Below are 24913 nucleotides of genomic sequence, written 5' to 3'. Positions count from 1 at the left end.
CAGGGGACGCAGCAGACTATCCGCCACGTCCACTACCTGCGCCTGTTGCAGCAGGGCCTGTAGCTGGCGCTGGGCCACCTGGTAGCCCGTGCGGGCCTGCCGAATCAGGGCCTGGGTCTCGCCCTGCTGCACCAGGGCCGTGGCCGGTTCGAGCCGGGCCACTTCCCCGGTTTTAAAGCGCAGGTTGGCCGCCCGCAAAAACTCGCTGTAGAGGCTGTCCTGGCCGCGCAGCACTTTGAGGCGGTGCCGGGCGTACACGGCCTGCTCGTAGTTGAGGCGCACCTGCCGGCGCAGGTCGGCCTGCACCTGGGCCAGCTGAAACTGCTGCCCGCCCACCTGCGCGTCCAGCAGCCGGGCCTGGCTACGGTACACGCCCGGCAGGGAGAAGGTCTGGCTGATGTTAAACTGGTTGTCCTTGCGGTAGGTGTTGTACTGCCCGTAGGTCACGCCAATGGTGGTGCGGCCCACGTCGGTGGCGGTGCGGCGCAGGGCCTGCTGGGCTTCGAGCGAGCGTTGGGCTACCTGCACCGTGCCATTGGCCTGCAGCGCCTGCGTGACGGCCTGCTGGGCCGTGAACGGCGCCCCGCCCACCATCAGCTGCGGCTGCTGGGCCCGGCCCGTGAGCGGGAGGGCCAGCAGCAACAGGGCGACGGCCCCGGCTACCAGGGGGATGGTCGGGGTAGCACCCGGCACCGAAGTCGGCGCATCATCGTGCATTTCCTCCTCGTCATCGGCGGTTTTCTTCACCCGGCTTTCCACCAAGGCATATAAAATAGGCAACACCAGCAGGGTGAGGAGCGTGGCCGTCACCAGCCCACCAATCACGACGGTAGCCAGCGGACGCTGTACTTCAGCCCCCGCGGAGGTGGCCAGGGCCATGGGCAGAAAGCCCAGCGAGGCCACCGTGGCCGTCATCAGTACGGGCCGCAGGCGAGTGGCCGTACCCTGTAGGATGCGCTCGGTCAGGTCGGTCACGCCTTCTTTTTGAGTTGATTGAAATAGCCGATGAGCACCACGCCGTTGAGCACGGCTACCCCGAAGAGGGCAATGAAGCCCACGCCGGCCGAAATGCTGAAGGGCATGTCGCGCAGCCAGAGCGAGAGCACCCCGCCAATGGCCGAGAGGGGAATGGCCGTGAAAATCATCGTGGCCTGCAGCAGCGAGCGGAAGGTGAAGAAGAGCAGCGCGAAAATCAGCAGCAGCGCCACCGGCACGGCGATGCTCAACCGCTGGGAGGCTTCGCGCAGGTTTTCAAACTGCCCGCCGTAGGTGGTGTAGTAGCCCGGGGCCAGCTTGAGCTGCTGGTCCACTTTGCCCTGGAGTTCCTCTACCACGCTTTCCACGTCCCGACCCCGCACGTTGAAGGCCACGGTGATGCGGCGCTTGGCGTCGTCGCGCTGAATCTGGTTGGGGCCTTCCACCAGGCTCACGTCCGCGAGCTGCTCCAACGGAATCTGCTCGCCGCGCGGCGTGGCGATAAAGAGCTGGCGCACGCTGGTAATGTCCTTGCGCAGGGCCGGGGGCAGGCGCAGCACCAGGTCGAAGCGGCGCTCCTGCTCGAACACCTGCCCGGCGGCCTGGCCGGCAAAGGCCGTTTGCACCGTGCGGTTCACGTCCTCCACGTTCAGGCCGAACTGGGCCAACTTGTTGCGGTCAATCTTGACCACGATTTGCGGCAGGCCGGTCACCTGCTCCACGTACACGTCTTCGGCGCCCTGGACCTGGCGCACCAGCGTGGCCGTGCGGGCCGCGTAGTCGGCCAGCTGGTCGAGGTCCTCGCCGTAGATTTTGAGTACCACGTCCTGCTTGGCGCCCGAAATGAGCTCGTTGAAGCGCATCTGGATGGGCTGCTGGAAGCCGAAGGTGACGCCGGGAATCACGCTTAGCGCCTTGGCCATCTTCTCGGCCAGCTCCGGTTGCGACTTGGCGGATGTCCATTCCTTGGGGTCTTTCAGGGTCACCATCACGTCGGCCGCTTCTACCGGCATGGGGTCGGTGGGAATCTCGGCCGAGCCAATCTTGGCCACCACTTCCTTAACTTCGGGAAACTGCTTTTGAGGATGCCCCCGGCCTGATTGGCCTTTTCGATGGTGTAGCTCAGCGACGAGCCGGTAAGCGTGCGCATCTCGATGGCAAAGTCGCCTTCCGATAGCTGCGGGATGAACTCCCCGCCCAAGGTGCGGAACAGCAGCACCGTGCCCACCAACAGGGCCACTGACGTAGCCAGCACCACGGTCTTGCGCTGCAGCGCCCAGCTTATCATCGGGCGGTAGCGGGCTTCGAGCCAGCTCATCATCTTGTCGGAGAAGGTGCGCTTGTGCTCGGTCTGGCGGCTCAGGCCCAGCGCGGCCATCATCGGCACGTAGGTCAGTGACAGTATCAGCGCTCCCACAATGGCGAAGGCCACGGTCTGGGCCATGGGCTTGAACATCTTGCCCTCGATGCCGGCCAGGGCCAGCAGGGGCAGGTACACAATCAGGATGATGACTTCGGGGAAACCGGCCGAGTCGCGGATGCCGGCGGCCGCCTCGTAGGTTTCGTCGTCCATCTGCCGCTGCGTGAGCAGGCCACCCTTGCCGCGCGCCTTGGTATGGCCCGAGTGGAGGCGGTGAACGATGCCCTCGACAATAATCACGGCCCCGTCCACGACCAGGCCGAAGTCGATGGCCCCGAGCGAGAGCAGGTTGCCCGACACGCCGAAGAGCTGCATCATGGCAATGGCAAAAAGCATGGCCAGCGGAATGACCGAGGCCACGACCAGGCCCGCCCGCAGGTTGCCCAGGAACAGGACGAGCACGAAAATCACAATCAGCGCGCCCTCAATCAGGTTCTTGGTCACGGTATGGATGGCCCGGCCCACCAAGTCGGAGCGGTCCAGGTACACGTCCACGGCCACGCCTTCGGGCAAGGATTTCTCCACCGTCACCATGCGCTCTTTCACGGCCTTGATGACCTCGTTGGCGTTGGCACCCTTGAGCATGAGCACGATGCCGCCAGTGACTTCGCCCTCGCTGTTGCGGGTCATGGCCCCGTAGCGCACGGCCGAGCCCAGGCGGATGTTGGCCACGTCGCGCACCAGGATGGGCAAGCCAGAAGTGGTGCTTTTAACTACTATGTTGCCGATGTCCTCGGGGGTGGTGACCAGCCCTTCGGTGCGGATGGCGTAGGCCGTGGGGTTCTTGTCCAGGTAGGCCCCGCCGGTGTTCTGGTTGTTGCGCGAAACGGCCTGGTAGACTTCGTCCACCGTGATGTTCAAAGAGCGCAGCCGCTCGGGGTCCAGCGACACCTCGTACTGCTTGAGCAGGCCGCCAAAGGAGCTGACATCGGCCACGCCGGGCGTGCCCAGCAGCTGCCGCCGCACTATCCAGTCCTGAATGGTGCGCAGGCTCGCGGGCGTCGTACCTCTTCTCGTAGCCGGGCTTGGCCCGCACCAGGTACTGGTAGATTTCGCCCAGGCCGGTGGATACCGGCGACATTTCCGGGCGGCCCACGCCAGCGGGAATCTGGCTTTCGGCTTCGCGCAGGCGCTCGGCCACCTGCTGGCGGGCCCAGTAGATGTCAATGCCGTCCTCGAAGACGATGGTGACCACCGAGAGGCCGAAGCGGGAAAAGGAGCGCACGTTGTCCTCGCCGGGAATCGTGGCCACGCTCTGCTCAATGGGGAAAGACACCAGCCGCTCGATGTCGTTGGCGGCCAGCGAGGGGGCCACTGTGTACACGACGACCTGGTTGTTGGTAATGTCGGGCACCGCGTCGATGGGGAGGCGGTAGAGCGAGTAGCCGCCCCAGACGATAAGCGCCAAAGTCAGCAGCCCGATAATGAGCTTGTTGTGGATGGAAAAATGTATCAGCTTGTTGAACATGCTGGCAAGGGGTAAGACTAGAAATCCTGAGAATGGGGCAGCCGGAGCCCCAAGGCTCGACGGCGGCGGGGTCCGGGGACGCAGAAAAGACGCGTGCGTCAACGGGACCGGACCCCGCAACGGGGCCCGGCCCCGCGAGGGGACCTAAAACAACAGGAAACTAGGCTTGAGGGGGCTGCCAGATGCTGCCGGGCATGTGCCGGGCGGCCGGGGGCTGCAGCCGGGCGTACCGGCCCGAATCATAAAACGCCCTCGATGGCGCCGCCAGAGCAATGCGCAGCGCCGTGGGCATCGAAGTGCCCGCGCAGCAGTGGCACTGGCACAGCGGCGTGCACCAGTCGGCGCGGGTGTGGGCCGCGTCGGATTCGTGCGAGGTTACGTACGTCCGCGCGCTATCCCGGTCCACGGGGGCCTTGTCTGCACAGGGCAGGCAAGCCAGAATGGCCAGGTAAAACGCGAACAGGACAGTGAATAAACGCATGAATAAAACTCGGACGGGCAAATGTACGCAGTTCCCAGCGGAAGGATACGAATGGGCTTCCGCAAGTGAAGCTGCCAGTACAGGGTCTGGGAGCTGATGCGCCACTGCCCATCCTGGCAGCTCAGCACGGATACCACCGTGTATTCGTTGGGAACGTGCCGCAGCCGTGGCGAGGAAACGGGGCCCGCCGCCCGGTAAGTTTCCACGGTCAGCGCGGCGGCCGAATCCGGCAATACCCGCAGTTGATACTGGCGCAGCGGCCCGGTGGGGCGGCACCAGCCGCGGCAGCCGGGTTGCCTTACCAGACGGCGGCGCAGCGGGCGCTCGGTTTCGTCCAGTATCCACGCAGAGCGGGAAAACAAGGCCAGCGCCCGCACCGAGTCGCCCGCTGCCAGGGCTCGGCGATAAGCCGTCATCACGTTCACGACCGCCGCTTCGGTTTGCGCCGCGTCCCCGGAGCACACCGCCCGGGAACGCGGCGGGCCGGCGGGATTCCCCGGCTGGGCTTCGGCCAGCCGGGGAATCCACATGAAGCAGGCAAGGAAATGTAGTAACCTCATGGCGAAGCGGGGTGTCGAACCCTAATTAGCACGTGCCGGCTACTCGGAAAGTTCACTGCCATGCCCAAAAATGGCCCCGCCTGACGGAGCCGGGTAACCTCAAATGCAAGAACCTCTGGCTCTCGCCGCCGTAGTGGGCTTCCCGTCTATTCTTGTCTTATGCTCCACTCGCTAATTGTCGCCGAACTTACCGAAGCCCGCGTCGTGCTGGACCGATTCCTGGCCGATGCCGCGAACGTGGACCGAATCGGCGAAGCGGCGCAAGTAATGGTCACCTGTTTAGCGCAGGGGGCAAAATCCTGAGCTGCGGCAACGGCGGCAGCCTCTGTGATGCCCAGCACTTCGCCGAGGAGTTGACCGGCCGCTACCGTCAGGACCGCCCGGCCCTGGCCGCCATCGCCCTCACCGAAGCCGCGCACCTGACCTGCGTGGCCAATGACTACGGCTTTGACTACGTGTTCAGCCGCGCCGTGCAGGCGCTGGGCCGGTCCGGCGACGTGCTGCTGGCCATCAGCACCAGCGGCTACTCCCCCAACGTGCTGCGTGCGGCCGAAGCCGCCCGGCAGGCCGGGATGCAGGTCGTCGCCCTCACCGGCAAGGACGGCGGCCCGCTGGCGGCGCTGGCCCACGTGGAAATCCGGGTGCCCCACCTGGGTTACGCCGACCGCATCCAGGAGGTGCACGTCAAAGTGATTCACATCCTGCTGCGGCTGATTGAGCACCTGCTGTTTCCGCCCACGGCCGGGTAAGCAACCCATTCCCTGGTCCGGGCCAAGCCGCTTAAAACGATTGGTCGCTTGCGCTTTACGTATAAACCTGCCGGGTCCCATCGCGGAGCTTTCATCGGCCGTACATCTGCTCGCCGGACTTTTGGCGCGGACGCCTGCTTATTTCCCTTTTGCTATCCTGATGGCTCACGCGCATTCCCACGACGACTACAAGGGGCGCGACCCTAGTGGCCATGACCATGCCGGCCACGACCACGGCCCCGGCGGCCACCACGGTCCTTCGGCGGATACCCCCTTTAGCCTGGCCTTTGGGGTGGGCATCTTCCTGAACCTCTCGTTCGTCATGGCCGAAGCAGCGGGCGGCTTCTGGGGCCACTCGTCGGCGCTGCTCTCCGACGCGGGCCACAACCTGGGCGACGTGCTGGGGCTGGGCCTGGCCTGGGGCTCGGGCCGCCTGGCGCTGCGCCCGGCCCGGGGCCGCTATACCTACGGCTTTAAAAGCCTGACCATTCAGGCCTCCCTGCTCAATGCCCTGTTTCTGTACACTGCGCTGGGCATCATCCTCTGGGAAACCATCGACCACCTGCGCCACCCCGAACCCGTGAATGGCCTACTGGTGATGGGCCTGGCCGGCGCGGGCATTCTCATCAACGGGCTCACCGCCTGGCTGTTTCGGCACGGAGAGAAAGGCGACGTGAACGTGCGCGGGGCCTACCTGCACATGCTCACCGACGCCGTCGTGTCGGCCGGGGTGGTGGTGGGCGGGGCCATCGTGTACTTCACCGGCTGGCAGTGGGTGGATACCGTCATTGCCTTGGTGCTGCTGGGCGTCATTGCCTACGGCTCCTGGGGCCTGCTCACCGAAACCCTGCAGCTGAGCTTAAACGCCGTGCCGGTGGGCGTGGACCTGGAGGAAGTACGCACGTTCCTGCTGGGGCAGCCGGGGGTATTGGAACTGCACGACTTGCACATCTGGCCCATGAGCACGACCGATACGGCCTTGAGCGTGCACTTGGTGCGGCCCCGCGAGGACGACAATGCCTTTCTGGAATACCTGCAACAGGCCCTGCACAAGGAATTCAACATTAGCCACAGCACGGTGCAAATCGAGCACGAAACGCCGCTGTCGGGGGGCATGGCGTGTGTCATTAACCGGGCACGCGCAGTTCCACACAGCTCCTAACGCCCGTGATGAGTCGCTTACTCCCAATCGGCTGTGCTGGGGCTGGTGCCGCTTTTATCATTAAACCCCGAAGTTGCTTCCTAAGCCAGACAATTAGGCCGGCATGTCGGCGCCCGGGTGACGCCTCAAGCTGCCCCCATCTTTTGCTGAAAAGCTGTTAGGGCGGGTTCCCACTGCGGGGTTCCGTAGGCCTGCAGAACGGGAACGAGTTCGGGCGTCAGCGCGAAGTGCAGCCGGGGACTGGTGCTAGCCAGGGTGGGGTTGTCGGGGTTGCGCCGCACCAGGCCCGTGGCCACCAGCGGCCGCAACACCTGGCCGCGAATGAGCAGAAACGTGTGCTCGGTGGACGCCTCGGCCCAGGCGTAGGCCGTGCGGATGAAGTCGCGGATGCCCCGCGACATGCCCTTGCTCGGATTAGCCGCCCGAACCCACGGCGTGTCCGGCCCCACGTCCGCCAGGGCCAGCAGGGTCAGCGCCGCCAGCTTGGTGCGCAGCGGCCCGGGCAGGTCCAGGGCGGCCAGAATTTGTTGGGCCTCGGTGACCCGGGGATGAAAGATTTCCATAGCACAAGGCTTAACAGGCTTCAGCTCCAGCCTTACCGCCGGAAGCTGAAGCCCAGAAAGTAGGTGGTTTCCGTATCCTTGGTCAAAGCTAGGTTGATGCCCGTATCGAGCTGCAGGTTGTCGCCGAGCCGCAGGGTGGGGCCGCCGTTGAGGGTGGCCGTCCAGGCCCGGGCCCGGGTGTCCCAGGCCGAGGCAATTTCCACGAACCCGCCCAGCGTCTTGTACAGGTCGTGGCCGATGGTGATGGTGGGCGCCAGTTCCAGAAAATGCTCGGCGGCTTCGCTGTCCCGGTTCAGCGTGGCCTGTAACTGGGTGCCCAGCGTGAAGTCGTGGGGCAACTGCACGGAAAACGGCGTGACGATGCCGCCCTCCCAGGCCCCGTTGCCGCAGTTGCGACCGGTGGGGAGTTTCACGAACGGCATCAGGGCAAAAGCCGTCGCGCCGCCGTCGTTGCCCCACAGGTTGCGCTTGAGCCGCACGGTGATGTCCCCAAAGCCCGCGCGCCGGGTCCCGGTTTCGGGACTGCCCTCGGTTTGGATGGTGTACGATTCGACTACCACCTGCAGGTCCACGTTGTGGCTAAGGCCCAGCTTGAGGTTGGCGTGGTTGATGGCCAGCTCCTCCTGAGCAGTCTGCTCGTCAAAGCGGGACCGGCCCAGGCGCAGTACGTCGGTTTCTACCTGGAAATGACCCGCATCGACGGAGTATGCACTTTCCGTGGCGTCAGGCCGGTCGGTGCTCAGCGGCCGCATCAGGGCCTTGGGTACGGGGCGGAACAGGGTATATTCTCGTTTGCGGGCCCGCAGGGTGTCGACGCTACCCGGCTCCGGGGCGGGCAGTCCGGTTGCCCCCTGGCCCAGCGCCGGGGCGGCGCTGCTCAGGGCGAGGGCAACGGCGATAAGAGGAAAAAAGCGCATGGCAAATCAGGATTTAAAAGGCAAGGGAGGGGCTGCCCGGGCGCTTAGCCCAGGTGGCATTCAGGAAGAAAAGGGCGGCAGCTTACTTGAAAAAGGTCTGAAACAGCAAGTAGACGTTCAGGCCGATGATGACGCCCGACACGAGCCAGGCAATGGTCTTGACGACTGGCCCGTTGGCGAACACGCCCATTTTGGCCCGGCTGCTGGTGAAGAGCACCAAAGGCACCACCGCGAAGCTGAGCTGAAAGGACAGGATTACCTGGCTGAGCACCAGCAGCTCGCCGGCGCCTTTTTCGCCATACAGCAGGATGACAATCAGGGCCGGCACTACGGCAATACTGCGGGTTAGCAGCCGGCGTATCCAGGGCTTGAGGCGGATGTGAAGGAAGCCCTCCATCACAATCTGGCCGGCCAGGGTGCCGGTCAGCGTGGAGTTTTGCCCGGCGGCGAGCAGAGCCACGGCGAAGAGCATGCTGGCGAGCCCGGCCCCGAGCACGGGCGTCAGCAGCTTGTGGGCGTCGTTGATGTCGGCCACGTTGTACATGCCCGTCTTGTGGAAGGTCGCGGCAGCCGTCACCAGAATGGCGGCGTTCACGAAAAACGCCAGGAACAGCGCCACCGTGGAGTCGATGGTGGCAAACTTGATGGCCATGCGCTTGCCCGGCTCGGTCTGCTCAATCTGCCGGGTCTGCACGATGCTGGAGTGCAGGTACAGGTTGTGCGGCATCACCGTGGCCCCCAGGATGCCGATGGCGATGTAGAGCATCTGCGGGTTGGTCACCACCTCGGGCCGGGGCACCAGCCCGCCGAGCATGGCGAAGTAGTCCGGGTGAGACACGATGATTTCGTACACAAAGCACCCGAAGATGATGACGATGAGCCCCGCCACGATGCTCTCAATCACGCGAAAGCCTTTGTTCTGGAAGTAGAGCACCACCAGTACATCGAGCACCGTCAGCACCACGCCCCAGGTGAGGGGCAGGCCAAAGAGCAGGTTCAGGGCAATGGCGGAGCCGATGACCTCAGCCAGGTCGCAGGCCGCGATGGCCACCTCGCACAGCACCCAGAGCACCATGGACACGGGCTTGGAGTAATGGTCGCGGCAGGCCTGCGCCAGGTCACGTCCCGATACGATGCCCAGCTTGGCCGCCAGGTGCTGCAGCAGCATGGCAAACAGGTTGGAAACCAGGATGACCGAAAGCAAGGTGTAGCCGTAGCGCGAGCCCCCGGCCAGGTCGGTGGCCCAGTTGCCGGGGTCCATGTAGCCCACGGCCACCATCAGGCCCGGCCCCCAGAAGGCCAACATTTTGCGCCAGAACGAAGCGCTGGCCGGCGGCACCTTGATGGTGCCAAACACCTCTCGCAGGGAAGGGGCATGACGTGGTTGACGCCAGCCAAGTTCTGGGACAGGCACAGGAGCTTCCTTTTCTGGCAGCGGCGCCGGGGATACGAGTAAAGTTTCCATAGCAGGAGGAGTAAGTTGAGGCCACAAGGTAGTGAAATTTAGACTACCCTAAATTTTAATTTAAGGTTCCCTAAATACTGCTTGCGGCTTCGAATGGTTTGCCCTCCCGCTCAAAATATTTTTGCAACCCGAATCTGCTGAACTGGTGTGAATCAGTTCCCGCTGCACGCATCGGTATCTACTTGGTTGGGCGCCTGGCTGGTATAACTAATAAATAACCTTACGTCAGGTTCTGCAACGCATCAAAGCTTACATCGGGAGGAGGGCCACTGACGGTTACGACCAAGTTGACGAGCAGTAGCAGCGGGTTGACTCTGCCGTCAAGGTGACCCATGAGATGCTGAACCTTGGTGCTAGCCACGCCCTATTCGTTATGTTTTTCACCAACGGCCCCGCTCTGAAAGTACATTGCACCACTCGTTGCGACCTGTCCAAACTTTACTTTTTGCTGGATGCTGGATGCTGGATGCTGGTATGGATTGGTACCTGTTCAGAGCCTGCGTTTGTCTGTTCTAAGCTTACTGTTCTTAAGGGATGATTTATCAAACCCTGGGCTTAGGCTGGCACAGCACCTGTCCGAAACTTAGTTTTAACCGTTCCAAAACTTAGTTTTTGACCGTTTACTCTATTGTAATATGCTTACCCAGCACGCTATCGTAGGTAAGTAATGCAGCCGGCGCAACGGAATGACAGGGCCAACAATAGCCGCGCACTAGGTGCAGCCCCTTAGGCGGGGAAGCTAATGATGACCAGATTGCTCCAGGTCCCACGAATGCTGCTGTGCAAACTTCATGGCCGGCTTGCTAAAGTTGAGGAGGGCACGGGTCGGCCTGGGGAATAGGCAAAAAAACCCACCCTCAATGGGGTGGGCTTCCGGTCAAACGGCAAGCCGAAGCTTGTGACCGAAAAAAATTACGGTACCAACCAAACAGCACCGGCAGAGCCGATGTGGCAGATACTTTTTTTGCAAGGCAAAGATACGGCTTTTTGAAAGTAGGGTCGAATGTCATGGCCTAAGCCTTTTGCTTATGAAAGCAACATGCCCACTTTTGAGTCTGTTTTATTTTGGTGCGGTGTTCCGCCACGAACGTTTCTCCTGGGTAGACCCGATACGAATCAATGGGTTCAGCAAGGGCTCACGAAGGACACACGAGAAGTTGCTGCGATGCGGTAAAACCACCGGCTAGGATGTCTACAGGCAATTTATGGGATATTGGAAGTGGCTGCGAAAGGGTTCATAAAGGGCTCACATGGAATTTTGCGAGCAGCGTAACCAGCCGCGAGATTGGCAGAGAACGAAAAAGACGGCAGAAGTCCTATCAGCAGCATTGATTGTAATTGACCGTTAGGGGCTTTCCGTGCCGCTTGCCTTTGTCAAAGGTCAGCTTGTCGCTACGTTTCGCTAGGGATACCGACTATAGTTGAGGGGAAGGAGAACAAAAGGGAAAAAGCAACTGACATGCTAAAAATAAGCTAAACAAGCATAAATAATTACGCTAAAAAAGCAACAATAAAGGAGCGTTTTACGTTTAATAGGTATAAGCAACGCCCATAAAAGCAGTCGGTTACTTATGGAATTCACGCCCTCGTTCGCCGCACTTTCACCCGCCGCGCTGCTATTGGTTTCCTCGGCCCGCCGCAACCTGCGGCAAGTACTGAATCACCCCGCCTTCACCCCCGAGCGCCGGCAGCAAGCCGAAGCACTGCTCACCGCCAGTACCGACGCTGCTCAACTGCTGCGCTGGAAGTTGCTTGCCTTCAAAGAGTGCGAAGCGTGGGAAGATGCCGAGCCTGGCCCGGGAAGCCGAGCAGCCCGGTCCCCCGCGCACCCCGATTACGCCTACTAACCCGCTTTGCTCACCCTTTACCCCCTCTCGTTATGAAAGCTGCACCTTCAACCACCCCCGCGCTGACGTGTACGACATCATCACCAACCGTATTATTCTGGCCTTGGAAAACGGCGTCACCCCTTGGAAACAGAGCTGGAACGCGGCCCACGGTGCCCCCGCAACTACCGCAGCAAGCACGTGTACCAGGGCATCAACGCCTTTTGCTGGGCATGCTCCAGCACGAGCAGCCCTATTACCTGACCTTCAACCAAGCCCGCGAGTTGGGAGGGTGCGTCCGCAAAGGGGAAAAGGGCATGCCCGTGGTGTTCTTCAAAGTGAGCAAGAAAGTGGACGCCCTGGGCAAAGAAAAGAAGGTGGCCATCCTGCAGTACTCCACCGTCTTCAACATTTCTCAGATTGAAGGGGTAGACTGGCAGTTGCCCGAACTGCCCCAGCGCGAGCACACGCCCCAGCAGGCGGCCGAGCAGATACTATCCGGCTACGTCGACGGGCCACGCGTGAACTACACGGGTAGCGAGCCCCACTACCGCACCAGCACGGACACGGTAACCGTGCCCGAAGCCAGCAACTTCCATACGCCGGAGGACTTTTATGCGACCCTCTTCCACGAGCTGGCTCACTCCACTGGCCACGCCAAGCGGCTGGACCGGCCTACACTCACGGAGAAGGCCTCATTTGGCTCCGAAACCTACGCCAAGGAGGAATTGGTGGCCGAGTTAGGCGCCGCTTTCCTGAGCAATGCCGCCGGGTTGGATTTAGCCCGGACCGAGCCCAGCACCGCCGGCTACCTGGCCAACTGGCTGCAGGCCCTGCGCAACGACAAGCGACTGATTATATCCGCCGCCAGCCAGGCCCAGAAAGCATCTAATTACATTCTAGGCATCGTGCCCAGCTACGCAGTCGAAGAGGTCGAGCCCGTGAGTGAAACCCCGGAGTAGGGGAGGGGCCTACCGGCCCGGTCGGAGTATTTCGGACGGGCTCCGGTAGAGCGCCAACAAAAGGAAAACACTCACTCATTACCACCGCTTTCAGCAATCCTCCGCCATGATGATTATACCAACTCCCGCCGCCCGACAACCTGAAATCAGCCCCGTGGAGTGGGCCGGCGACCCGCAGCAGTGCCCCCGTGGATTGGGTTCCCTTCCCGCGCCGGCCTGCCGGCTGGCCTAGAGTGGTCAGGTACCCAGGAGGTCCCCGCTATTGGCGCCGGCATACGAGTTTACCTGAATAGCTTCGGCCCGGCCGTGGTGCGGGCTTACTTTCACGCCGACGGTTTTTTGGGAGTGCTCTGTGAGTTTACGGAAATTCCGGCCTGGTTTCGCCGGCAAAGTCCAGACGTATCGTTGGGGCACCTTTTTGGCCGGGAGCTGGAGCCCGCTCGGGCCGCGCCACTCAACCTGGAGGATGGTCTCCAGTCAAGTGTAGCCGAGTCCGGGGGTAACGCGCCAGCGGTCAGCCCCGCCGATGACTGGATACCAGACTACCCACTACTGGAAGAGGAGGAAGTCGAAAACCAGGACGGTTGCGAGTACCCGGAAAACCCCTTGGATGAGCAACGCGACTAAGCCAGCCGAAAGGCCTATTTGACTTGTTACCTTCTTCCCTTTTGTTTACTATTCGCGATGCTTAGCGCAAGCCCACCATCTTCAAAAACAGCCCGCCCGGGTTCTTATCGGCCTTCACCTTACCAGTTTTGTGCTTGTAGGTGAACGAGAACAACGCATTCAGCTTCTTGGCATCGCCCAGAATCTGGCTGATGAGCTTGGGGTCCCGGATTTCGAGCTCTTCCAGGTTCTGCAGGGCCCGGCGCTGCTTTTCCTCCTCGGCGCCATCCTCGAAGGGAATGGGCAGCTGCTGGGGCACCTGGCCATTGACAAAAAAGCGGATGCTGTGAAAGGAGCGCCCTTTCTTGATGAGCTCGTAGTTGATGCGCAGGTCGGTGTGCTCGTTGATTTGGGTGGCGGCCACGTCGAGCACGTACTTCTGCAGGGCGGAAATCTTCTCGTACTGCTCCGGCTCGTGGCCCTTGGGGTCCTTGAGCGAGAGCATAATCTTGAACTCGTCCAGGGTGAAGGTCTTCGTCTCGCCAATGTCCTTCCACTGCGAGGCAATCTGGTAGATGCGCTTGGCGTACTTGCTCGACAGGCTGAACACGGACTGCAGGCGGTAGGACGTGAAGTTGTTCTTCAAGTCAATCAGGTAGCGCCGCATGCGCTCGGAGATTTCCAGCTCGATGATGCCCTCGCCCTTGATGTAGAGCGCCGAAGCCAGCAGGCCCACCTGCAGCACGTGCTTGTTGTCCTCGATGTGGTACTCGCGACTGCGCAGGTTAGAGGTGGCCTCCAGCAGGCGCTGGTAGTTCCAGACCCGGCCCGTGAGTTGCTCCAGCTCTTTGACCCGGATGCGGTAGATGGTGCCGGCCTTGTCTTCCTTGCGTAGCACTGAGAGGAGCGAGAAGACAATGTCCATCTCGCAGGCGCTCATCTCGTAGCGGGCTGTGGTGATGGCATTGTGCTGCCGGATTTCCAGGAAGGAGGTTTCAGAAGTGGCCGGGACGCTCATAGGGACTTAGGACAAGTGGCTTCTAAGGCCAAATATATGCAACTTGCACCAGTTAAAAGGAAGGCTTCCTTACCGCTCTATCCTTTTGCTTACCATCTCTATCCCTACGACTTACCAAAGCTATCCTTTGGCGTACCATCCCTATCCTTTCGCTTACCAAACCTATCCTTTGTACTTACCAAACCTATCCTTTCGCTTACCAAACCTATCCTTGGCAGGGTATAAAAATCAGAAAGTCAATAGCTTGCGAGCCCTGCAAATAGAGTAAATACTTGACAAATAAAAAAACTCACAAATTTGTTGATGTCCGGATTTCAAAAGGCTTTTAGGGGGTACAAAACGGGGAGGGCGAGGCAAGGAAACAACAAAAAAGTGAGCATATACTAGCACAAAATGGGATTGTACTATTTCAAGAAAAAATTATACTATTAATTACTTATGAGGCCTTCTTGGCTGATTATAGCAGCTATAAAGATAGTATAAAAATGCCCTTGGGACTATGACTAAGCTGTTTTTCCTGATTCTTCTGCTACTCCAGCGTCAATAGAAACTTCAGCTACTTTACATGCCGGCCAGCAGAACTGGTAAATGGCTGGCAACGGGTTAGCGAAAGGATAGAGATTGCTTGGCCAACCCGGTCCCTGGCTGCGCGAAAGGATAGAAATGGTAAGCCAAAGCACCCGGACTTCGCTGAAAGGATAGAAATGGTAAGCGTTTGCAGCCCCTCAGACCACTATTCTTTAGAATCAGGGGCACGGCAAGGTTCCACAACCCAAATTTGACTTACCATTTCTATCCTTTCGGGTACTCTTAGGCGCTATGATAATCGCCCTAAAAACCGCCTCAATTAGCTGGAAATAGCGATTTAACTAGTGAACTCCGTGATTATCACTGCTGAAACAGGGCCTCCCCCAGTGGAGTAACCAAATTCCGCAGCCCAGGAGTTGACTTACAAAAACTATCCTTTCGCTAATTGAAAGCTATCCTTTCACCACTGGCCCACTAGGTGAAGCAACCGGCAGCCAACTGGAATTGAACTGGTTCAATTCCAAACCACTTAGAACATGGTCTCGACCAAGCCTGCCCGGGAAAGAATAGGCTGACGTGAAAAACCACCTTTTATAAGCGGGAACCAGAGGGGAAAATTGCCACGTCAAACGTGATTTATTGGGCTAAATAAGCATAAATAAATAAGCTATGTAAGCAACAATAATGCACCTTTTTACGTTTAACAACTATACGCAGTGACCTTAAAAGCCCCTGATTAGCCATGAATACCATTCCCAACAACAGCCCCGAGATTGTCGAAGAAGCCTACACCATCTTGCTGCAGTTGGGTGGGCGCCGGTTCCTGGCCATGACCGGGGCCAATGAGCTCATGGCAGCCGGACGGACGGCCAACAACCCAAATCCCTGGCTGCGCCTGAATCTGCGCCGCAACCAAGCGCAGGTGAACCGCCTGAAGATTACGCTCATGCCCAGCGACACTTACAAGGTGGAATTCTACCACCAGCAGCTCGTCGACTGGGTGCCCGTTATTACCCACGCGCAGACGTTCGAAATGGTGTACGGAGATGATTTGCCCGCCCTGTTTACGTAGGTTACGGGTTACGATACCCACCTCTAAGCTTGACAATGATGAAAGCCAGCGAAGCCCCCACCATCCGCGACCGGGACTGGAACCGGTTCCGCGCCCAGGTGATTGCCGCCATTACCGACGTGGAAGCTCTGATGCAGCAGCTGGGCAAGAGCCTCGACTCCGAGGGCCTGACCTGCGAAGTGGCCCCGCGCCTGGGGCTGGACGTCAGCACCCCCGCCGATTTCGACGTGCTCGCCCAGTTGGTGCGCGCCGTCCGGCCCGTGGCCCACGAGTGGCTGCGGCGCACCTGCGAGGAGCAGGGAGGCCAGTTTTCCCTACTGCTGGCTTAATTCTTCCCTTTTGTCATTAATCCCGATTGCAATGATGACAACCCGCCCCAGTGCTTACGCTACCCTACCGGATGCTCACCAGCAGGCTTATCTGGCTATTGAGCTGCTGCCGGCGGATGAGGCCGAAGCGGCGAGCCTGGAACAGCTGCGCCGGCACGTGCAGGAGCACACCCACCAGGTCGACCTGCGCGAGTTGGCACCCGCCGTGCAGGAAATACTAGGCAGTGCCTATCAAGTAGGATGCGGCAGCTCGCACATCTGGGTGCTGCGCCACGGTAGCCCCACCCGCTTGGCCATCATTGCTGACCAGCTAACGACGGCTTACCGGGATAATTCGGCGTCTTCGCCGTTCCAGCCTGCCCATGACGGGCCCGGGTAGGGTTATCAGGCCGAGTCTATTTTGACCTTAATTGCGCTAAGCCGTAAAGATGCCAATTTAGCTTCTTTCTTTTACGGCATGAAAACTTCTAAACCCGCGCCGCTTACCATCCAGGTGCTGCCCCTGGAGCGCGAGCAGCTGCCCAAAGTGCCCGTGGCCTGCCGCTCGCTGGCGGAGCTGATTCACTCGCTGGGCACCCGCAAGGAAGTGTCGGAGGCCTGGAAAGTCGTGCCGCGCACCCTGGCCCTGCGCATGCAGAAGCCCGAAACCGCCACCCTGGAGGAACTGCAACGCCTGGCCGAGCTGGCCAAGCTGGACCTGCCTACTGTATTTGAGCTGGCCTACTACCAGATGCGGCACCCGGTGGTTGTTCCCACCCCGCGCCTGGGCCGACCCAAGCAGCATTAGGCCCAGTGGCGCCAGCCCGTTCGCGTGGGCGTGGTGCATTTCATCACCAACTTTTTACCACTCGTCCTTTTTCGCCCCGGGCGTGCCCGGGCCTAGTAGTTTCGTAGTGTCCAAACCGGCGGAGTAGCGCCCCCGGATGATTAAACGTGAACCGTATGGAAGTTGCCGAATGCCCGGAAGTGGCCCCGTTACCTTTTCCAAACTTGAGTCTGACCGTGTCCTACCCCGAGGCCCTGAGCTACGCTCAGGGGCGGCTGAAGATGCTGGGCAGTGGCGGGCTGAAACCCTTTTGTGAGACGCACCAGCTCACCTACACCAACGTCATCAACCTGAAGAACGGCAAGCTCAAGCGCGAGGAGCCGCGCTTGGTGCAGCGCTTGCTCAGCACGCTGGCCGTGCCTACTGAGCTGCTGCATTACCCGCTGGGCAGCAAGACCCCGTGCTTCCTGCTGCCGGATGCCGAGGCGCTGGCCACGTTTCAAATGCAACTGCAGTTTCTCACGGCGGCGGAATAGGGCCCGTTCTGGGGAGTCTTTTGCCCCGTAAAAACGTTTATTACCGTGTACTAAAGCGCTTAATTGACCATTATATGGAAGAGCCTATCACGTACTCCGAGCGGGAACAAACGCCCGCCCAGCGCCAGGAACTTATCGACAATGCCCGGGCCTGGAGCGCTGCCCAAGGGGCCGTGCCCGGCCCCCGGGCCGAAGCCCTTTACGCCCGCTACGTGGCGGGGGAGCTGACCCTGCAAGGCATCACCGACGAGCCTGCGGCGCCAGGATGCGCCCCGCGTGGCTGCGGCTGCCAGGGCTGCGGCGGCTTCACCTGAGGGTAGTAGCCCGGCCGTAACGCCACGCCGCGCCGAGATGCAGCCCGAGCAGGATTTTCTGACCTAGCACCCGCTGGGTACCGATAAACCCGTCCGGACCTAAGCCGGACGGGTTGTTTTTACCCCTCTACCTTCAGCTTGTGGCCATTCAGGACGGTTTCTTCAATCCCCGGGACCAGATTATCTACAACCGGCTGGGCATCACCAACCCCGAGGAGCTCCGCGAGCTGGAGGGCGACTACTCGATTCCTATCATGGGCCAGGTGTTGGCCGGCACCCTGGAAATACCAGGCCAGTTCAACGCCGCGCACCTCAAGCAGATTCACCGGGAGCTTTTCCAGGACGTGTACGACTGGGCCGGGCAGACTCGCGCCCACGGTCCCGACGGTCCGTTTCAGGGTCAGAAGCCGGCCTACGTGCTCAACCCCGGGGCGACATGATGCGGTACGCGCCCTACGCCCAGCTTGACCAGCGGCTGGATGCCATTGGGGCCCAACTCCAGCAGGAGAATACCTTACGTGGCCTGAGCCCGGCCCAGTTCGCCGAGCGGGCCGCTTACTACTTCGACCAGTACAACCATGCCCACGCTTTCCGTGAGGGCAACGGCCGCACCATCCAGTGCGTGCTGGCCGTGCTGGGCCGGCAGGCCGGGTACCAAGTCGAGTTGAAGCCAGCCGCGGCCGCGCAGCTCAACAACGTGCGTGACTTGGCCATCATCCGGCCTTACGGTCCGCTGCAGCCGGAGAAGAACTTAGAACCGCTGGCTTTGCTGCTGCGCACGGCTATTAAGCCCCTGCCCGGCCCGGAAGCTGAAAAGCTGCGCGACCCCAGCCTAGCCCGGCCCCTGACGGCGCCCACGCCCGACATGCAGCGCATGGAAGCCCAGCGAGTCCTGCAGGCCAGCGCTTACGTCATCGGGGAGCCTTGCGGGACATTGACCGGGGCGACACCACCCGCGGCAACCAACTCCTGCAGCAAATGAGCCAAGTATTGAACGGTCAGGCAACGGCAACCGAACAAGGCGGCCGCATTCAGCAAGCGGCCCTGGAAGTTTCCAAGCACCCGGTGCTCAACCAGGAAGCGCCGCTGGTGCTGCACGCAGTGGCCTTGGCGCAGAGCGTGCAGCAGTTGGTGAAGTTGGAGCATCCGGTTCAGGCTCAAAGCCAGGCCCAAGCGAAGACGGTGGCAACGGTTAAGCAGCATGCTCCCGCGCCTAAGCGCCGGGGCCCCAAGCTATAGGCTTAGCCCCAGTTAGCAGTCTGGTTCAAAAGTCGCGTTTGCCACTTTCTGAATAAGCGGCAGACCTTTTAGGAGGCAATGCTCACTCAGGGCTTAGGCTTGGGGGCAGCCGCGGTGGGCCCGGGCTGAAGTTGAAAATAGGTTGCGTTGAACTTGTTGTCCACCACTTTGCCCTGTACCCGCGCTTGGCGGATGGCATTGCAGAAGCCGTCTTTGGCGTGCGCATCGCCGTGCGAGTCAATGCCCGTACCCGACACGAAATAGGCCCGGCCCGCCACCCGCACGGCCAGGTCGCAGCCCTTGCTGGGGAGCCCGAGCCGGCACTGCCCGCAGGCGGCCTCGACCAGCATCGTGTCAGCGGGTACGGCCGAAGCATTCGTGACTTTAGGCGCGCCCGGCGCGGTTTGCGCCTGCGCCGACCCCACCGCCGTAAGGCCCCCAAGAAGCAGCAAGTACAATCGTTTCATAAGGCAAGAAGTGGATAGCAATTCAAATTACAACGTCGTCCTTCAAATTGTTCGGAATACTACTTACACGGTGCCGGTGCCGCCGGTGGGCACGCTGCTGCCGTTCCGGGGGAACATTCACGCGCACAGCAGCTACTCGGACGGCAACCAGGACGGGCTGGCCACGACGCCGCTGCAGGATTTCCAGTACGCGGCGGCCTCGCTGCATTCGGACTTTCTGGGCATTTCGGAGCACAACCACAGCCAGGCGGGCATGAGCCTGCCCAACTTCGCGCGGGCCTGCAGCAGGCCGACTTGGCGACAACGGCCAGCTTTGTGGCCCTGTACGGCATGGAGTGGGGCTTCATCTCCGGCGGGGGCCACGTGGTGATGTACGGCGTGAACCAGGCTGCTGGGCTGGGAGCCGGGCAACTACGACGTGCTCACGCCCCGCAACGACTACCAAGCCTTGTTCCGCGAAATCAACCGGCGGCCGGGCGCGTTTGCTACCCTGGCCCACCCCAACCGGACCGACTACGGCAACCTGGCCGGCACGGCCTTTAACCTTCGGGCGGATTCGGCCATCGTGGGCACGGTGCTGCGCTCGGGGCCTTCCTCGTCGACCAACACCACCTACAGCAATCCGTCGCGGGGCAGCTACACACCCTACTTCCAGACGCTGCTGGCCAAAGGCTACCTCGTCGGCGTCACGCTGGACCACGACAACCACAACACCACCTTTATGCGCACCACGCCGGCCCGGCTGGTGGTGCTGGCGCCCGCGTTGACCAAGGCCGATGTGATGGATGCGCTGCGGCAGCGGCACTTTTACGCGTCGGACGACTGGAACGCGGAGGTGACGTTTACGCTCAACAGCCAGCCCATGGGGTCGATTTACGCGGACCAGGCGCCGGCCTCGATGAGCGTGAGCGATGCCGACAACGAGCCGGTGCGCTCGGTGCGGGTGCTGCGCGGGGTGCCCGGCAGCGGGGTGCGGCCGGTGGTGGTGGCCACTGCCGCAGCCGGCGCCACGGCGCTGAGCTACGTGGACCCGCAGGGGTGAACACGACGGCCTACTACTACGCGGTGGTGGCGCAGGCGGACGGGGACAGCCTGGTAACCTCGCCCATCTGGTACACGCGGCGCCTCATTACGGCCACGACGCCCGGCGCGCAGGAGCTGGCGTTGGCGGTGTTCCCGAACCCCACGGCGGGCACGGCGACGCTGTCGTACTTCCTGCCAGCCGGCAGCACGGTACGGGCGGAGGTATACGATGCGGTAGGCCGTCGGGTGGTGAGCTTAGCCAACGGGGAGCGGCAAGCGGCGGGGCCGCACACGCTGGCGGTGCCGGCACTACGGCCCGGACTCTACCACGTGCGGCTTACCTATGAAGGGCGGACCGCTTACCGCAAGCTGCTGGTGGAATAGGGAGGGGCTTGTTACCTCATCCCACCGGCTACATGGGAGTGGGGCCGCTTAGAGCTTGGTGCCTAGTTGGGACTGCCGCCCGCTTTGCTATCCCGGCAACCCGATGGCATAGCGGGTAAATCCGACCATCTATAAGCAGAAGCCCGTGAAGTAGCCCAGGGGTGAAGCGAAGGGGATAGGCAAAAAAATACCCATCCTCAACGGGGTGGGCTTCCGGTCAAACAGCAAGCCGAAGCTTGTGACCGAAAAAACTACGGTACCAACCAAACAGCACCGGCAGAGCCGATGTGGCAGATACTTTTTTTGTAGGGCAAAGATATTGCTTTTCAAGCGTAAATTCCAGTCAGTTGCGCTAACTGCTTGATTATAAAAATTAAAAACCGACCTTTTAGGTCTGTTTTGCATCGGTGTTGCCGAGCCTAGGTGATAACTGAGACTGCGAGCGAAATAAGCAGGACCAGCTTGTTCGAAAGGGCTTATTTTGCATCGTGGATTATACCGAATTTGAAACCCGCTGGCTGAAATCAGGCGGCGCGGAGCGGGCCAACTACGGCCTGTTTCTGCAAGATTTTTGCGACTTACTTGGCGTTTCACGCCCCGACCCGACCACCGATAACCCCGCCCAGGATGCGTATGTGCTGGAGCGGGCTGTAACGTTCGAGGACGGCGGCGGCAAGCAAACCACCGGCCGGATTGACTTGTACAAGCGCGGCTGCTTCGTGCTCGAAACCAAGCAGGGGACCACCACCCCCGACGAGCAGGCCGCCGCCGAGAAGGCGCAGTTGGGTTTGCCGGCCGAGAAGCGCCGCAAAGGCCACGCCGTACGCGGCACGGCCAAATGGGAGCAGATGATGAAGGCCGCCCAGGAGCAGGCCCTGCGCTATGTGCGCGCCCTGCCGGCTTCGGAGCCGCGCCCGCCGTTTGTGGTCGTGGTGGACGTGGGGCACTGCTTTGACGTGTACAGCAACTTTGCCGGTGTCGGGGATACCTACGTCCCCTTTCCCGACGCCGCGCACTCCCGCTTCTACCTGCCGGCGCTGGCCAAGCTCGCACTCCGGGAGCAGCTGCAGCTGCTGTTTACCGACCCGCAGCAGCTTGACCCCGGCCGCCGCGCCGCCCAGGTCACGCGCCAACTTGCCGGTTACCTGGCCGGGTTGAGCACCCAGCTGGAAAAGGCGGGCCACCCGTCCGACGTGGTGGCGCAGTTCCTGATGCGCTGCCTGTTTACCATGTTTGCCGAGGACGTGCAGCTGATTCCGGCCGATTCGTTCAAGGGGCTGCTGGCCACGTATGCGGAAACCGAAGAATCACGAGGCTACCTACCCGACGCGCTGCAGGGCTTGTGGGCCGTGATGGACAAGGGCGGTTTTTCGCCCGAGCCTGCGCACCAAGCTCCGGCGCTTCAACGGCCAGCTGTTTCACGACGCGAAAGCACTGCCCTTAAATGCTGACCAGATAAAACTGCTGGAACTGGCCGCCGCTGCGAACTGGACGGAAGTAGAGCCGGCCATTTTCGGCACGCTGTTGGAGCGGGCGCTGGACCCGACCGAGCGCCACAGCTTGGGCGCGCACTACACGCCCCGGCGCTACGTCGAACGGCTGGTGCTGCCCACCGTGATTGAGCCGCTCCGCCGCGAGTGGGCCGCCGCGCAGGCCGCCAGCGCCACCCGCCTGGACGAAGGCAAGGGCAAAAGGCGGTTGACGCGGCCCGCGAGGAGCTGCTGAAGTTCCTGCGGCGGCTGACTGCGGTGAAGGTGCTGGACCCAGCTTGCGGCTCTGGCAACTTCCTGTACGTGACGCTGGAGCACCTGAAACGGCTGGAAGGCGAGGTACTTACGTCGCTGGCAAAACTTGGCGGCTCCGGACGTTTGGATTTGGGCGAGGGTACCACGGTTAGCCCCCGGCAGCTGCTGGGCCTGGAGTTGAACCCCGCGCCGCGGCCATTGCCGACGTGGTACTGCGCATCGGGTACTTGCAATGGCACTTGCGGTCCCACGGCCTCACGCAGTTAGCGGAGCCCTTGCTGGACAACTACCAGAATATTAAGCAGCAGGACGCCGTATTGGGGCATAATGCTGATTACAGTAAGACATGGCAAGCCGAGTGGCCGACGGCTGATTTCATTATTGGCAACCCGCCTTTTGTGGGCGACAAAGCTATGCGCCGCGCTTTGGGCGATGATTACGTGACCCGCCTGCGCAAAATCTATGCAGGCCAAGTGCCAGAATCGGCTGATTTGGTCATGTACTGGTGGTACCGGGCAGCACAGCTTGTTGCTAGTGGTCAAGTGGAACGGTTTGGTTTTATAACGACCAATTCTATTACCATGACATTTAATCGGCGAGTGGTGCAGGATTTTCTAACGACTCCCGATAAGCCTATCTCACTCACTTACGCCATTCCTGACCATCCTTGGGTAGATACAGCTGATGGAGCAGCCGTGCGTGTAGCCTTCAGTGTATGCGACCGGGGGATAAATCCTGGTTCACTATTTCGAGTGATATCCGAGTCTGTTGCTGATGATTATGCGCATGATGTTAAGTTGATTGAATCAACAGGAATCATTAATGCTGACCTAACTATAGGGGCAGATATTGCAAGTGCCTTACCACTAAAAGCGACCGAAGGGCTATCTAATATGGGTGCGGGCATTTATGGTTCAGGTTTTCTAGTAGAGCCCCATGTGGCGGTCAAACTAGGTCTAGGTACTAGGGATGGGCTTGAAGAATACATTAAGCCGTACTTCAACGGCCGTGATTTAACTCAAAGACCACGAGGACTTGTCGCGATAGACTTATTCGGTCTAACTGAGCAGGCAGTGCTAGAAAGGTTCCCAGAGGCTTATCATCATATATACCACAATGTTAAGCCAGAACGCGACCAGAATAATAGAGCGTCTTATCGTCAGAAATGGTGGATATTCGGGGAGCCGAGAGCAAATTTCCGCCCGGCATTAGCTGGGCTGAATAGATATATTGGGTCCACCTATACAGCTAAGCACCGGGTATTCTCATTTATTCCGGGCAATACTGTTCCTGACTCTACCATTGTCGTTCTAGGCCTTGATGATGCCTATTTCTTGGGTGTCCTTTCGAGCCGATTGCATACTGTTTGGGCCTTAGCAGCGGGGAGTACACTTGAGGATAGGCCACGCTACAACAACACTCGCTGCTTTCAACCATTCCCCTTTCCCGACATCTCCACTGAGCAGCAAACGCGAATTCGTGAGCTAGGAGAAGCTCTTGATACACATAGAAAACGTCAACAGGCACAATACCCCAATCTCACTCTTACCGACTTATACAACGTAATTGAGAAGGTACGTAGCGGCCAGACACTCAAGGATAAAGAACAGCTTACTTATGAACAAGGGCTAGCTGGTGTAGTGATTAGTCTGCATGAACAACTTGATATAGTTGTAGCTGAGGCCTACGGATGGCCTGCTACACTTAGCGAAGCGGAAATACTGATGCGGCTGGTACAACTCAACCAACAGCGGACCACCGAAGAGGCCGCAGGCACCGTGCGCTACCTGCGTCCTGAGTACCAGGCCCCAGGTGAACAGACTGAGTTAGAATTACCGACCGCCGCTATTGCAGCGGCATCTGTGGCCACCCCGGAGGCCCATCCGTGGCCGGCCGAGTTGGCGCAGCAGATGTTTGCCGTGCGCAGCATCGTGCAGCAGGCCGGCGGGGAGGCACTAAGCAGCGCTCAGGTGGCGGCTCGGTTCCGTCGCACCAAGGCTGACAAGGTGAAGCCCCTGCTCGACACGCTGGCTATGATGTCGCTGGTGCGCCATCTGGAACCGGAGGACACTTACGCTGCTTAACCCCATCGCACTACCAGATTACTATGGAAGACCACATTTCACCATGAGCCATGAGGCGTTTATTCGACGTGGACATGGGTGCCAGCGTGACCAAAAAGCCGCTTCGTGCGACTATTGGCCTTGGATGCCCACCAGTAGCGTTTCACTCGGGGCTATTTTGGTGGGTCATTTTCGCATTAAAATAACTTATCCTACTTCGTTAAGTTGCCCTAATTGAAGAGGAGCTTCAACTTGAAGAAAGGATAGTCTTAGTT

Annotated in this window: 26 protein-coding genes and 3 pseudogenes; 22 read left to right on the top strand and 7 right to left on the bottom strand. The window is 60.5% G+C overall.

Translation table 11 applies throughout. The annotated features are described in order from the left end of the window. Positions 1-267: 267 nt before the first annotated feature. Positions 268-3863: pseudogene (locus ACFQT0_RS27400) on the bottom strand (CusA/CzcA family heavy metal efflux RND transporter); the annotation flags it as partial. Positions 3864-4023: 160 nt separating this feature from the next. After that, the gene (locus ACFQT0_RS27395; protein ID WP_380206396.1) at positions 4024-4344 is read right to left on the bottom strand and encodes a DUF6660 family protein; all 321 of its coding nucleotides are present in this window, start codon (positions 4342-4344) and stop codon (positions 4024-4026) included. A gap of 719 nt (positions 4345-5063) precedes the next feature. Here ACFQT0_RS27395 and lpcA point away from each other — a divergent pair. Beyond that, positions 5064-5653 (top strand): annotated as a pseudogene (gene lpcA, locus ACFQT0_RS27390) (D-sedoheptulose 7-phosphate isomerase). Between the two features lie 160 nt (positions 5654-5813). After that, positions 5814-6815: a cation diffusion facilitator family transporter gene (locus ACFQT0_RS27385; protein ID WP_380206395.1), complete on the top strand. Its 1002-nt coding sequence runs from the start codon at positions 5814-5816 to the stop codon at positions 6813-6815. A 125-nt stretch (positions 6816-6940) separates the two neighbouring features. On the opposite strand, the gene ACFQT0_RS27380 is transcribed toward ACFQT0_RS27385, so the two are convergent. The 3 genes from ACFQT0_RS27380 to ACFQT0_RS27370 all read right to left on the bottom strand — a co-directional run bounded on the left by ACFQT0_RS27380 (position 6941) and on the right by ACFQT0_RS27370 (position 9760). After that, positions 6941-7378, bottom strand: a complete 438-nt coding sequence (locus ACFQT0_RS27380; RefSeq protein ID WP_380206394.1) for a hypothetical protein — start codon at positions 7376-7378, stop codon at positions 6941-6943. Between the two features lie 32 nt (positions 7379-7410). Then, positions 7411-8295: a transporter gene (locus tag ACFQT0_RS27375; protein ID WP_380206393.1), complete on the bottom strand. Its 885-nt coding sequence runs from the start codon at positions 8293-8295 to the stop codon at positions 7411-7413. An 82-nt stretch (positions 8296-8377) separates the two neighbouring features. Further along, complete coding sequence (locus ACFQT0_RS27370) at positions 8378-9760, bottom strand: Nramp family divalent metal transporter (RefSeq protein ID WP_380206392.1); 1383 nt, start codon at positions 9758-9760, stop codon at positions 8378-8380. 1571 nt (positions 9761-11331) lie between these two features. Between ACFQT0_RS27370 and ACFQT0_RS27365 the strand changes: the two genes are divergently transcribed. The 4 genes and pseudogenes from ACFQT0_RS27365 (at position 11332) to ACFQT0_RS27350 (ending at position 12780) form a co-directional block, all read left to right on the top strand. After that, positions 11332-11607, top strand: a complete 276-nt coding sequence (locus ACFQT0_RS27365) for a hypothetical protein (RefSeq protein ID WP_380206391.1) — start codon at positions 11332-11334, stop codon at positions 11605-11607. Beyond that, a pseudogene (locus tag ACFQT0_RS27360) lies at positions 11543-11776 on the top strand (ArdC-like ssDNA-binding domain-containing protein); the annotation flags it as partial. The gene ACFQT0_RS27365 and the pseudogene ACFQT0_RS27360, both read left to right, overlap by 65 nt. Before the next feature lie 43 nt (positions 11777-11819). Then, positions 11820-12548 carry an ArdC family protein gene (locus tag ACFQT0_RS27355; RefSeq protein WP_380206390.1) on the top strand — a complete coding sequence of 243 codons (729 nt, stop codon included), beginning with the start codon at positions 11820-11822 and terminating at the stop codon, positions 12546-12548. A gap of 106 nt (positions 12549-12654) precedes the next feature. Then, positions 12655-12780: a hypothetical protein gene (locus tag ACFQT0_RS27350; protein WP_380206389.1), complete on the top strand. Its 126-nt coding sequence runs from the start codon at positions 12655-12657 to the stop codon at positions 12778-12780. 456 nt (positions 12781-13236) lie between these two features. Here ACFQT0_RS27350 and ACFQT0_RS27345 read toward each other — a convergent pair whose 3' ends face one another. Beyond that, a complete protein-coding gene (locus ACFQT0_RS27345) occupies positions 13237-14172 on the bottom strand; it encodes a replication initiation protein (protein ID WP_380206388.1) in 936 nt (311 codons plus the stop codon). A 1270-nt stretch (positions 14173-15442) separates the two neighbouring features. Between ACFQT0_RS27345 and ACFQT0_RS27340 the strand changes: the two genes are divergently transcribed. The 9 genes from ACFQT0_RS27340 to ACFQT0_RS27300 all read left to right on the top strand — a co-directional run bounded on the left by ACFQT0_RS27340 (position 15443) and on the right by ACFQT0_RS27300 (position 18956). Then, on the top strand, positions 15443-15772 hold the full coding sequence (locus ACFQT0_RS27340; RefSeq protein WP_380206387.1) for a hypothetical protein: 330 nt from the start codon (positions 15443-15445) through the stop codon (positions 15770-15772). 35 nt (positions 15773-15807) lie between these two features. After that, complete coding sequence (locus tag ACFQT0_RS27335) at positions 15808-16101, top strand: hypothetical protein (protein ID WP_380206386.1); 294 nt, start codon at positions 15808-15810, stop codon at positions 16099-16101. A 31-nt stretch (positions 16102-16132) separates the two neighbouring features. Next, on the top strand, positions 16133-16480 hold the full coding sequence (locus tag ACFQT0_RS27330) for a hypothetical protein (protein WP_380206385.1): 348 nt from the start codon (positions 16133-16135) through the stop codon (positions 16478-16480). A 78-nt stretch (positions 16481-16558) separates the two neighbouring features. Next, a complete protein-coding gene (locus ACFQT0_RS27325; protein ID WP_380206384.1) occupies positions 16559-16888 on the top strand; it encodes a hypothetical protein in 330 nt (109 codons plus the stop codon). A gap of 215 nt (positions 16889-17103) precedes the next feature. After that, positions 17104-17403 carry a hypothetical protein gene (locus ACFQT0_RS27320; protein ID WP_380206383.1) on the top strand — a complete coding sequence of 100 codons (300 nt, stop codon included), beginning with the start codon at positions 17104-17106 and terminating at the stop codon, positions 17401-17403. Positions 17404-17477: 74 nt separating this feature from the next. Continuing rightward, entirely contained in the window at positions 17478-17717 is a 240-nt protein-coding gene (locus ACFQT0_RS27315) for an antitoxin VbhA family protein (RefSeq protein ID WP_380206382.1), read from the top strand. Between the two features lie 140 nt (positions 17718-17857). Next, complete coding sequence (locus ACFQT0_RS27310) at positions 17858-18157, top strand: hypothetical protein (RefSeq protein WP_380206381.1); 300 nt, start codon at positions 17858-17860, stop codon at positions 18155-18157. Further along, the gene (locus ACFQT0_RS27305) at positions 18154-18699 is read left to right on the top strand and encodes a Fic family protein (protein WP_380206380.1); all 546 of its coding nucleotides are present in this window, start codon (positions 18154-18156) and stop codon (positions 18697-18699) included. Before ACFQT0_RS27310 ends, ACFQT0_RS27305 begins: the two co-directional genes overlap by 4 nt. Beyond that, a complete protein-coding gene (locus ACFQT0_RS27300; RefSeq protein WP_380206379.1) occupies positions 18696-18956 on the top strand; it encodes a hypothetical protein in 261 nt (86 codons plus the stop codon). Before ACFQT0_RS27305 ends, ACFQT0_RS27300 begins: the two co-directional genes overlap by 4 nt. 86 nt (positions 18957-19042) lie before the next feature. Here the strand turns inward: ACFQT0_RS27300 and ACFQT0_RS27295 are convergent, their stop codons facing one another. After that, positions 19043-19423, bottom strand: a complete 381-nt coding sequence (locus ACFQT0_RS27295) for a DUF6370 family protein (RefSeq protein WP_380206378.1) — start codon at positions 19421-19423, stop codon at positions 19043-19045. Positions 19424-19433: 10 nt separating this feature from the next. On the opposite strand from ACFQT0_RS27295, the gene ACFQT0_RS27290 reads away from it, so the two are divergent. From ACFQT0_RS27290 to ACFQT0_RS27260, 7 genes are all read left to right on the top strand, one after another. Next, positions 19434-19793, top strand: a complete 360-nt coding sequence (locus ACFQT0_RS27290; RefSeq protein WP_380206377.1) for a hypothetical protein — start codon at positions 19434-19436, stop codon at positions 19791-19793. A gap of 48 nt (positions 19794-19841) precedes the next feature. Then, positions 19842-20465, top strand: coding sequence for a hypothetical protein (locus ACFQT0_RS27285; RefSeq protein ID WP_380206376.1), 624 nt, complete (start codon positions 19842-19844; stop codon positions 20463-20465). After that, positions 20462-20830, top strand: a complete 369-nt coding sequence (locus ACFQT0_RS27280) for a T9SS type A sorting domain-containing protein (protein WP_380206375.1) — start codon at positions 20462-20464, stop codon at positions 20828-20830. Before ACFQT0_RS27285 ends, ACFQT0_RS27280 begins: the two co-directional genes overlap by 4 nt. Positions 20831-21318: 488 nt before the next feature. Next, a complete protein-coding gene (locus ACFQT0_RS27275; protein ID WP_380206374.1) occupies positions 21319-22281 on the top strand; it encodes a type IIL restriction-modification enzyme MmeI in 963 nt (320 codons plus the stop codon). Positions 22282-22354: 73 nt separating this feature from the next. Continuing rightward, on the top strand, positions 22355-22555 hold the full coding sequence (locus ACFQT0_RS27270; RefSeq protein WP_380206373.1) for a hypothetical protein: 201 nt from the start codon (positions 22355-22357) through the stop codon (positions 22553-22555). A gap of 23 nt (positions 22556-22578) precedes the next feature. Next, entirely contained in the window at positions 22579-22842 is a 264-nt protein-coding gene (locus ACFQT0_RS27265) for a DNA methyltransferase (protein ID WP_380206441.1), read from the top strand. Beyond that, positions 22782-24659, top strand: coding sequence for a class I SAM-dependent DNA methyltransferase (locus ACFQT0_RS27260; protein ID WP_380206372.1), 1878 nt, complete (start codon positions 22782-22784; stop codon positions 24657-24659). The genes ACFQT0_RS27265 and ACFQT0_RS27260 overlap by 61 nt, the downstream gene beginning before the upstream one ends. The last annotated feature ends 254 nt before the right edge of the window (positions 24660-24913 follow it).

Origin of the sequence: Hymenobacter humi, assembly GCF_042665855.1 — a bacterium.
Taxonomy (GTDB): Bacteria; Bacteroidota; Bacteroidia; order Cytophagales; family Hymenobacteraceae; genus Hymenobacter; species Hymenobacter humi.
This window is presented reverse-complemented; position numbering and strand designations above follow the sequence as displayed.

Bases quoted from the DNA above. Each gene is read 5' to 3' on its own strand.
- ACFQT0_RS27385 (WP_380206395.1), top strand. From the start codon at position 5,814: ATGGCTCACGCGCATTCCCACGACGACTACAAGGGGCGCGACCCTAGT.
- ACFQT0_RS27365 (WP_380206391.1), top strand. From the start codon at position 11,332: ATGGAATTCACGCCCTCGTTCGCCGCACTTTCACCCGCCGCGCTGCTA.
- ACFQT0_RS27340 (WP_380206387.1), top strand. From the start codon at position 15,443: ATGAATACCATTCCCAACAACAGCCCCGAGATTGTCGAAGAAGCCTAC.
- ACFQT0_RS27345 (WP_380206388.1), bottom strand. From the start codon at position 14,172: ATGAGCGTCCCGGCCACTTCTGAAACCTCCTTCCTGGAAATCCGGCAG.
- ACFQT0_RS27355 (WP_380206390.1), top strand. From the start codon at position 11,820: ATGCTCCAGCACGAGCAGCCCTATTACCTGACCTTCAACCAAGCCCGC.
- ACFQT0_RS27305 (WP_380206380.1), top strand. From the start codon at position 18,154: ATGATGCGGTACGCGCCCTACGCCCAGCTTGACCAGCGGCTGGATGCC.
- ACFQT0_RS27350 (WP_380206389.1), top strand. From the start codon at position 12,655: ATGATGATTATACCAACTCCCGCCGCCCGACAACCTGAAATCAGCCCC.
- ACFQT0_RS27325 (WP_380206384.1), top strand. From the start codon at position 16,559: ATGAAAACTTCTAAACCCGCGCCGCTTACCATCCAGGTGCTGCCCCTG.
- ACFQT0_RS27395 (WP_380206396.1), bottom strand. From the start codon at position 4,344: ATGCGTTTATTCACTGTCCTGTTCGCGTTTTACCTGGCCATTCTGGCT.
- ACFQT0_RS27315 (WP_380206382.1), top strand. From the start codon at position 17,478: ATGGAAGAGCCTATCACGTACTCCGAGCGGGAACAAACGCCCGCCCAG.
- ACFQT0_RS27330 (WP_380206385.1), top strand. From the start codon at position 16,133: ATGATGACAACCCGCCCCAGTGCTTACGCTACCCTACCGGATGCTCAC.
- ACFQT0_RS27335 (WP_380206386.1), top strand. From the start codon at position 15,808: ATGATGAAAGCCAGCGAAGCCCCCACCATCCGCGACCGGGACTGGAAC.
- ACFQT0_RS27375 (WP_380206393.1), bottom strand. From the start codon at position 8,295: ATGCGCTTTTTTCCTCTTATCGCCGTTGCCCTCGCCCTGAGCAGCGCC.
- ACFQT0_RS27300 (WP_380206379.1), top strand. From the start codon at position 18,696: ATGAGCCAAGTATTGAACGGTCAGGCAACGGCAACCGAACAAGGCGGC.
- ACFQT0_RS27295 (WP_380206378.1), bottom strand. From the start codon at position 19,423: ATGAAACGATTGTACTTGCTGCTTCTTGGGGGCCTTACGGCGGTGGGG.
- ACFQT0_RS27370 (WP_380206392.1), bottom strand. From the start codon at position 9,760: ATGGAAACTTTACTCGTATCCCCGGCGCCGCTGCCAGAAAAGGAAGCT.
- ACFQT0_RS27380 (WP_380206394.1), bottom strand. From the start codon at position 7,378: ATGGAAATCTTTCATCCCCGGGTCACCGAGGCCCAACAAATTCTGGCC.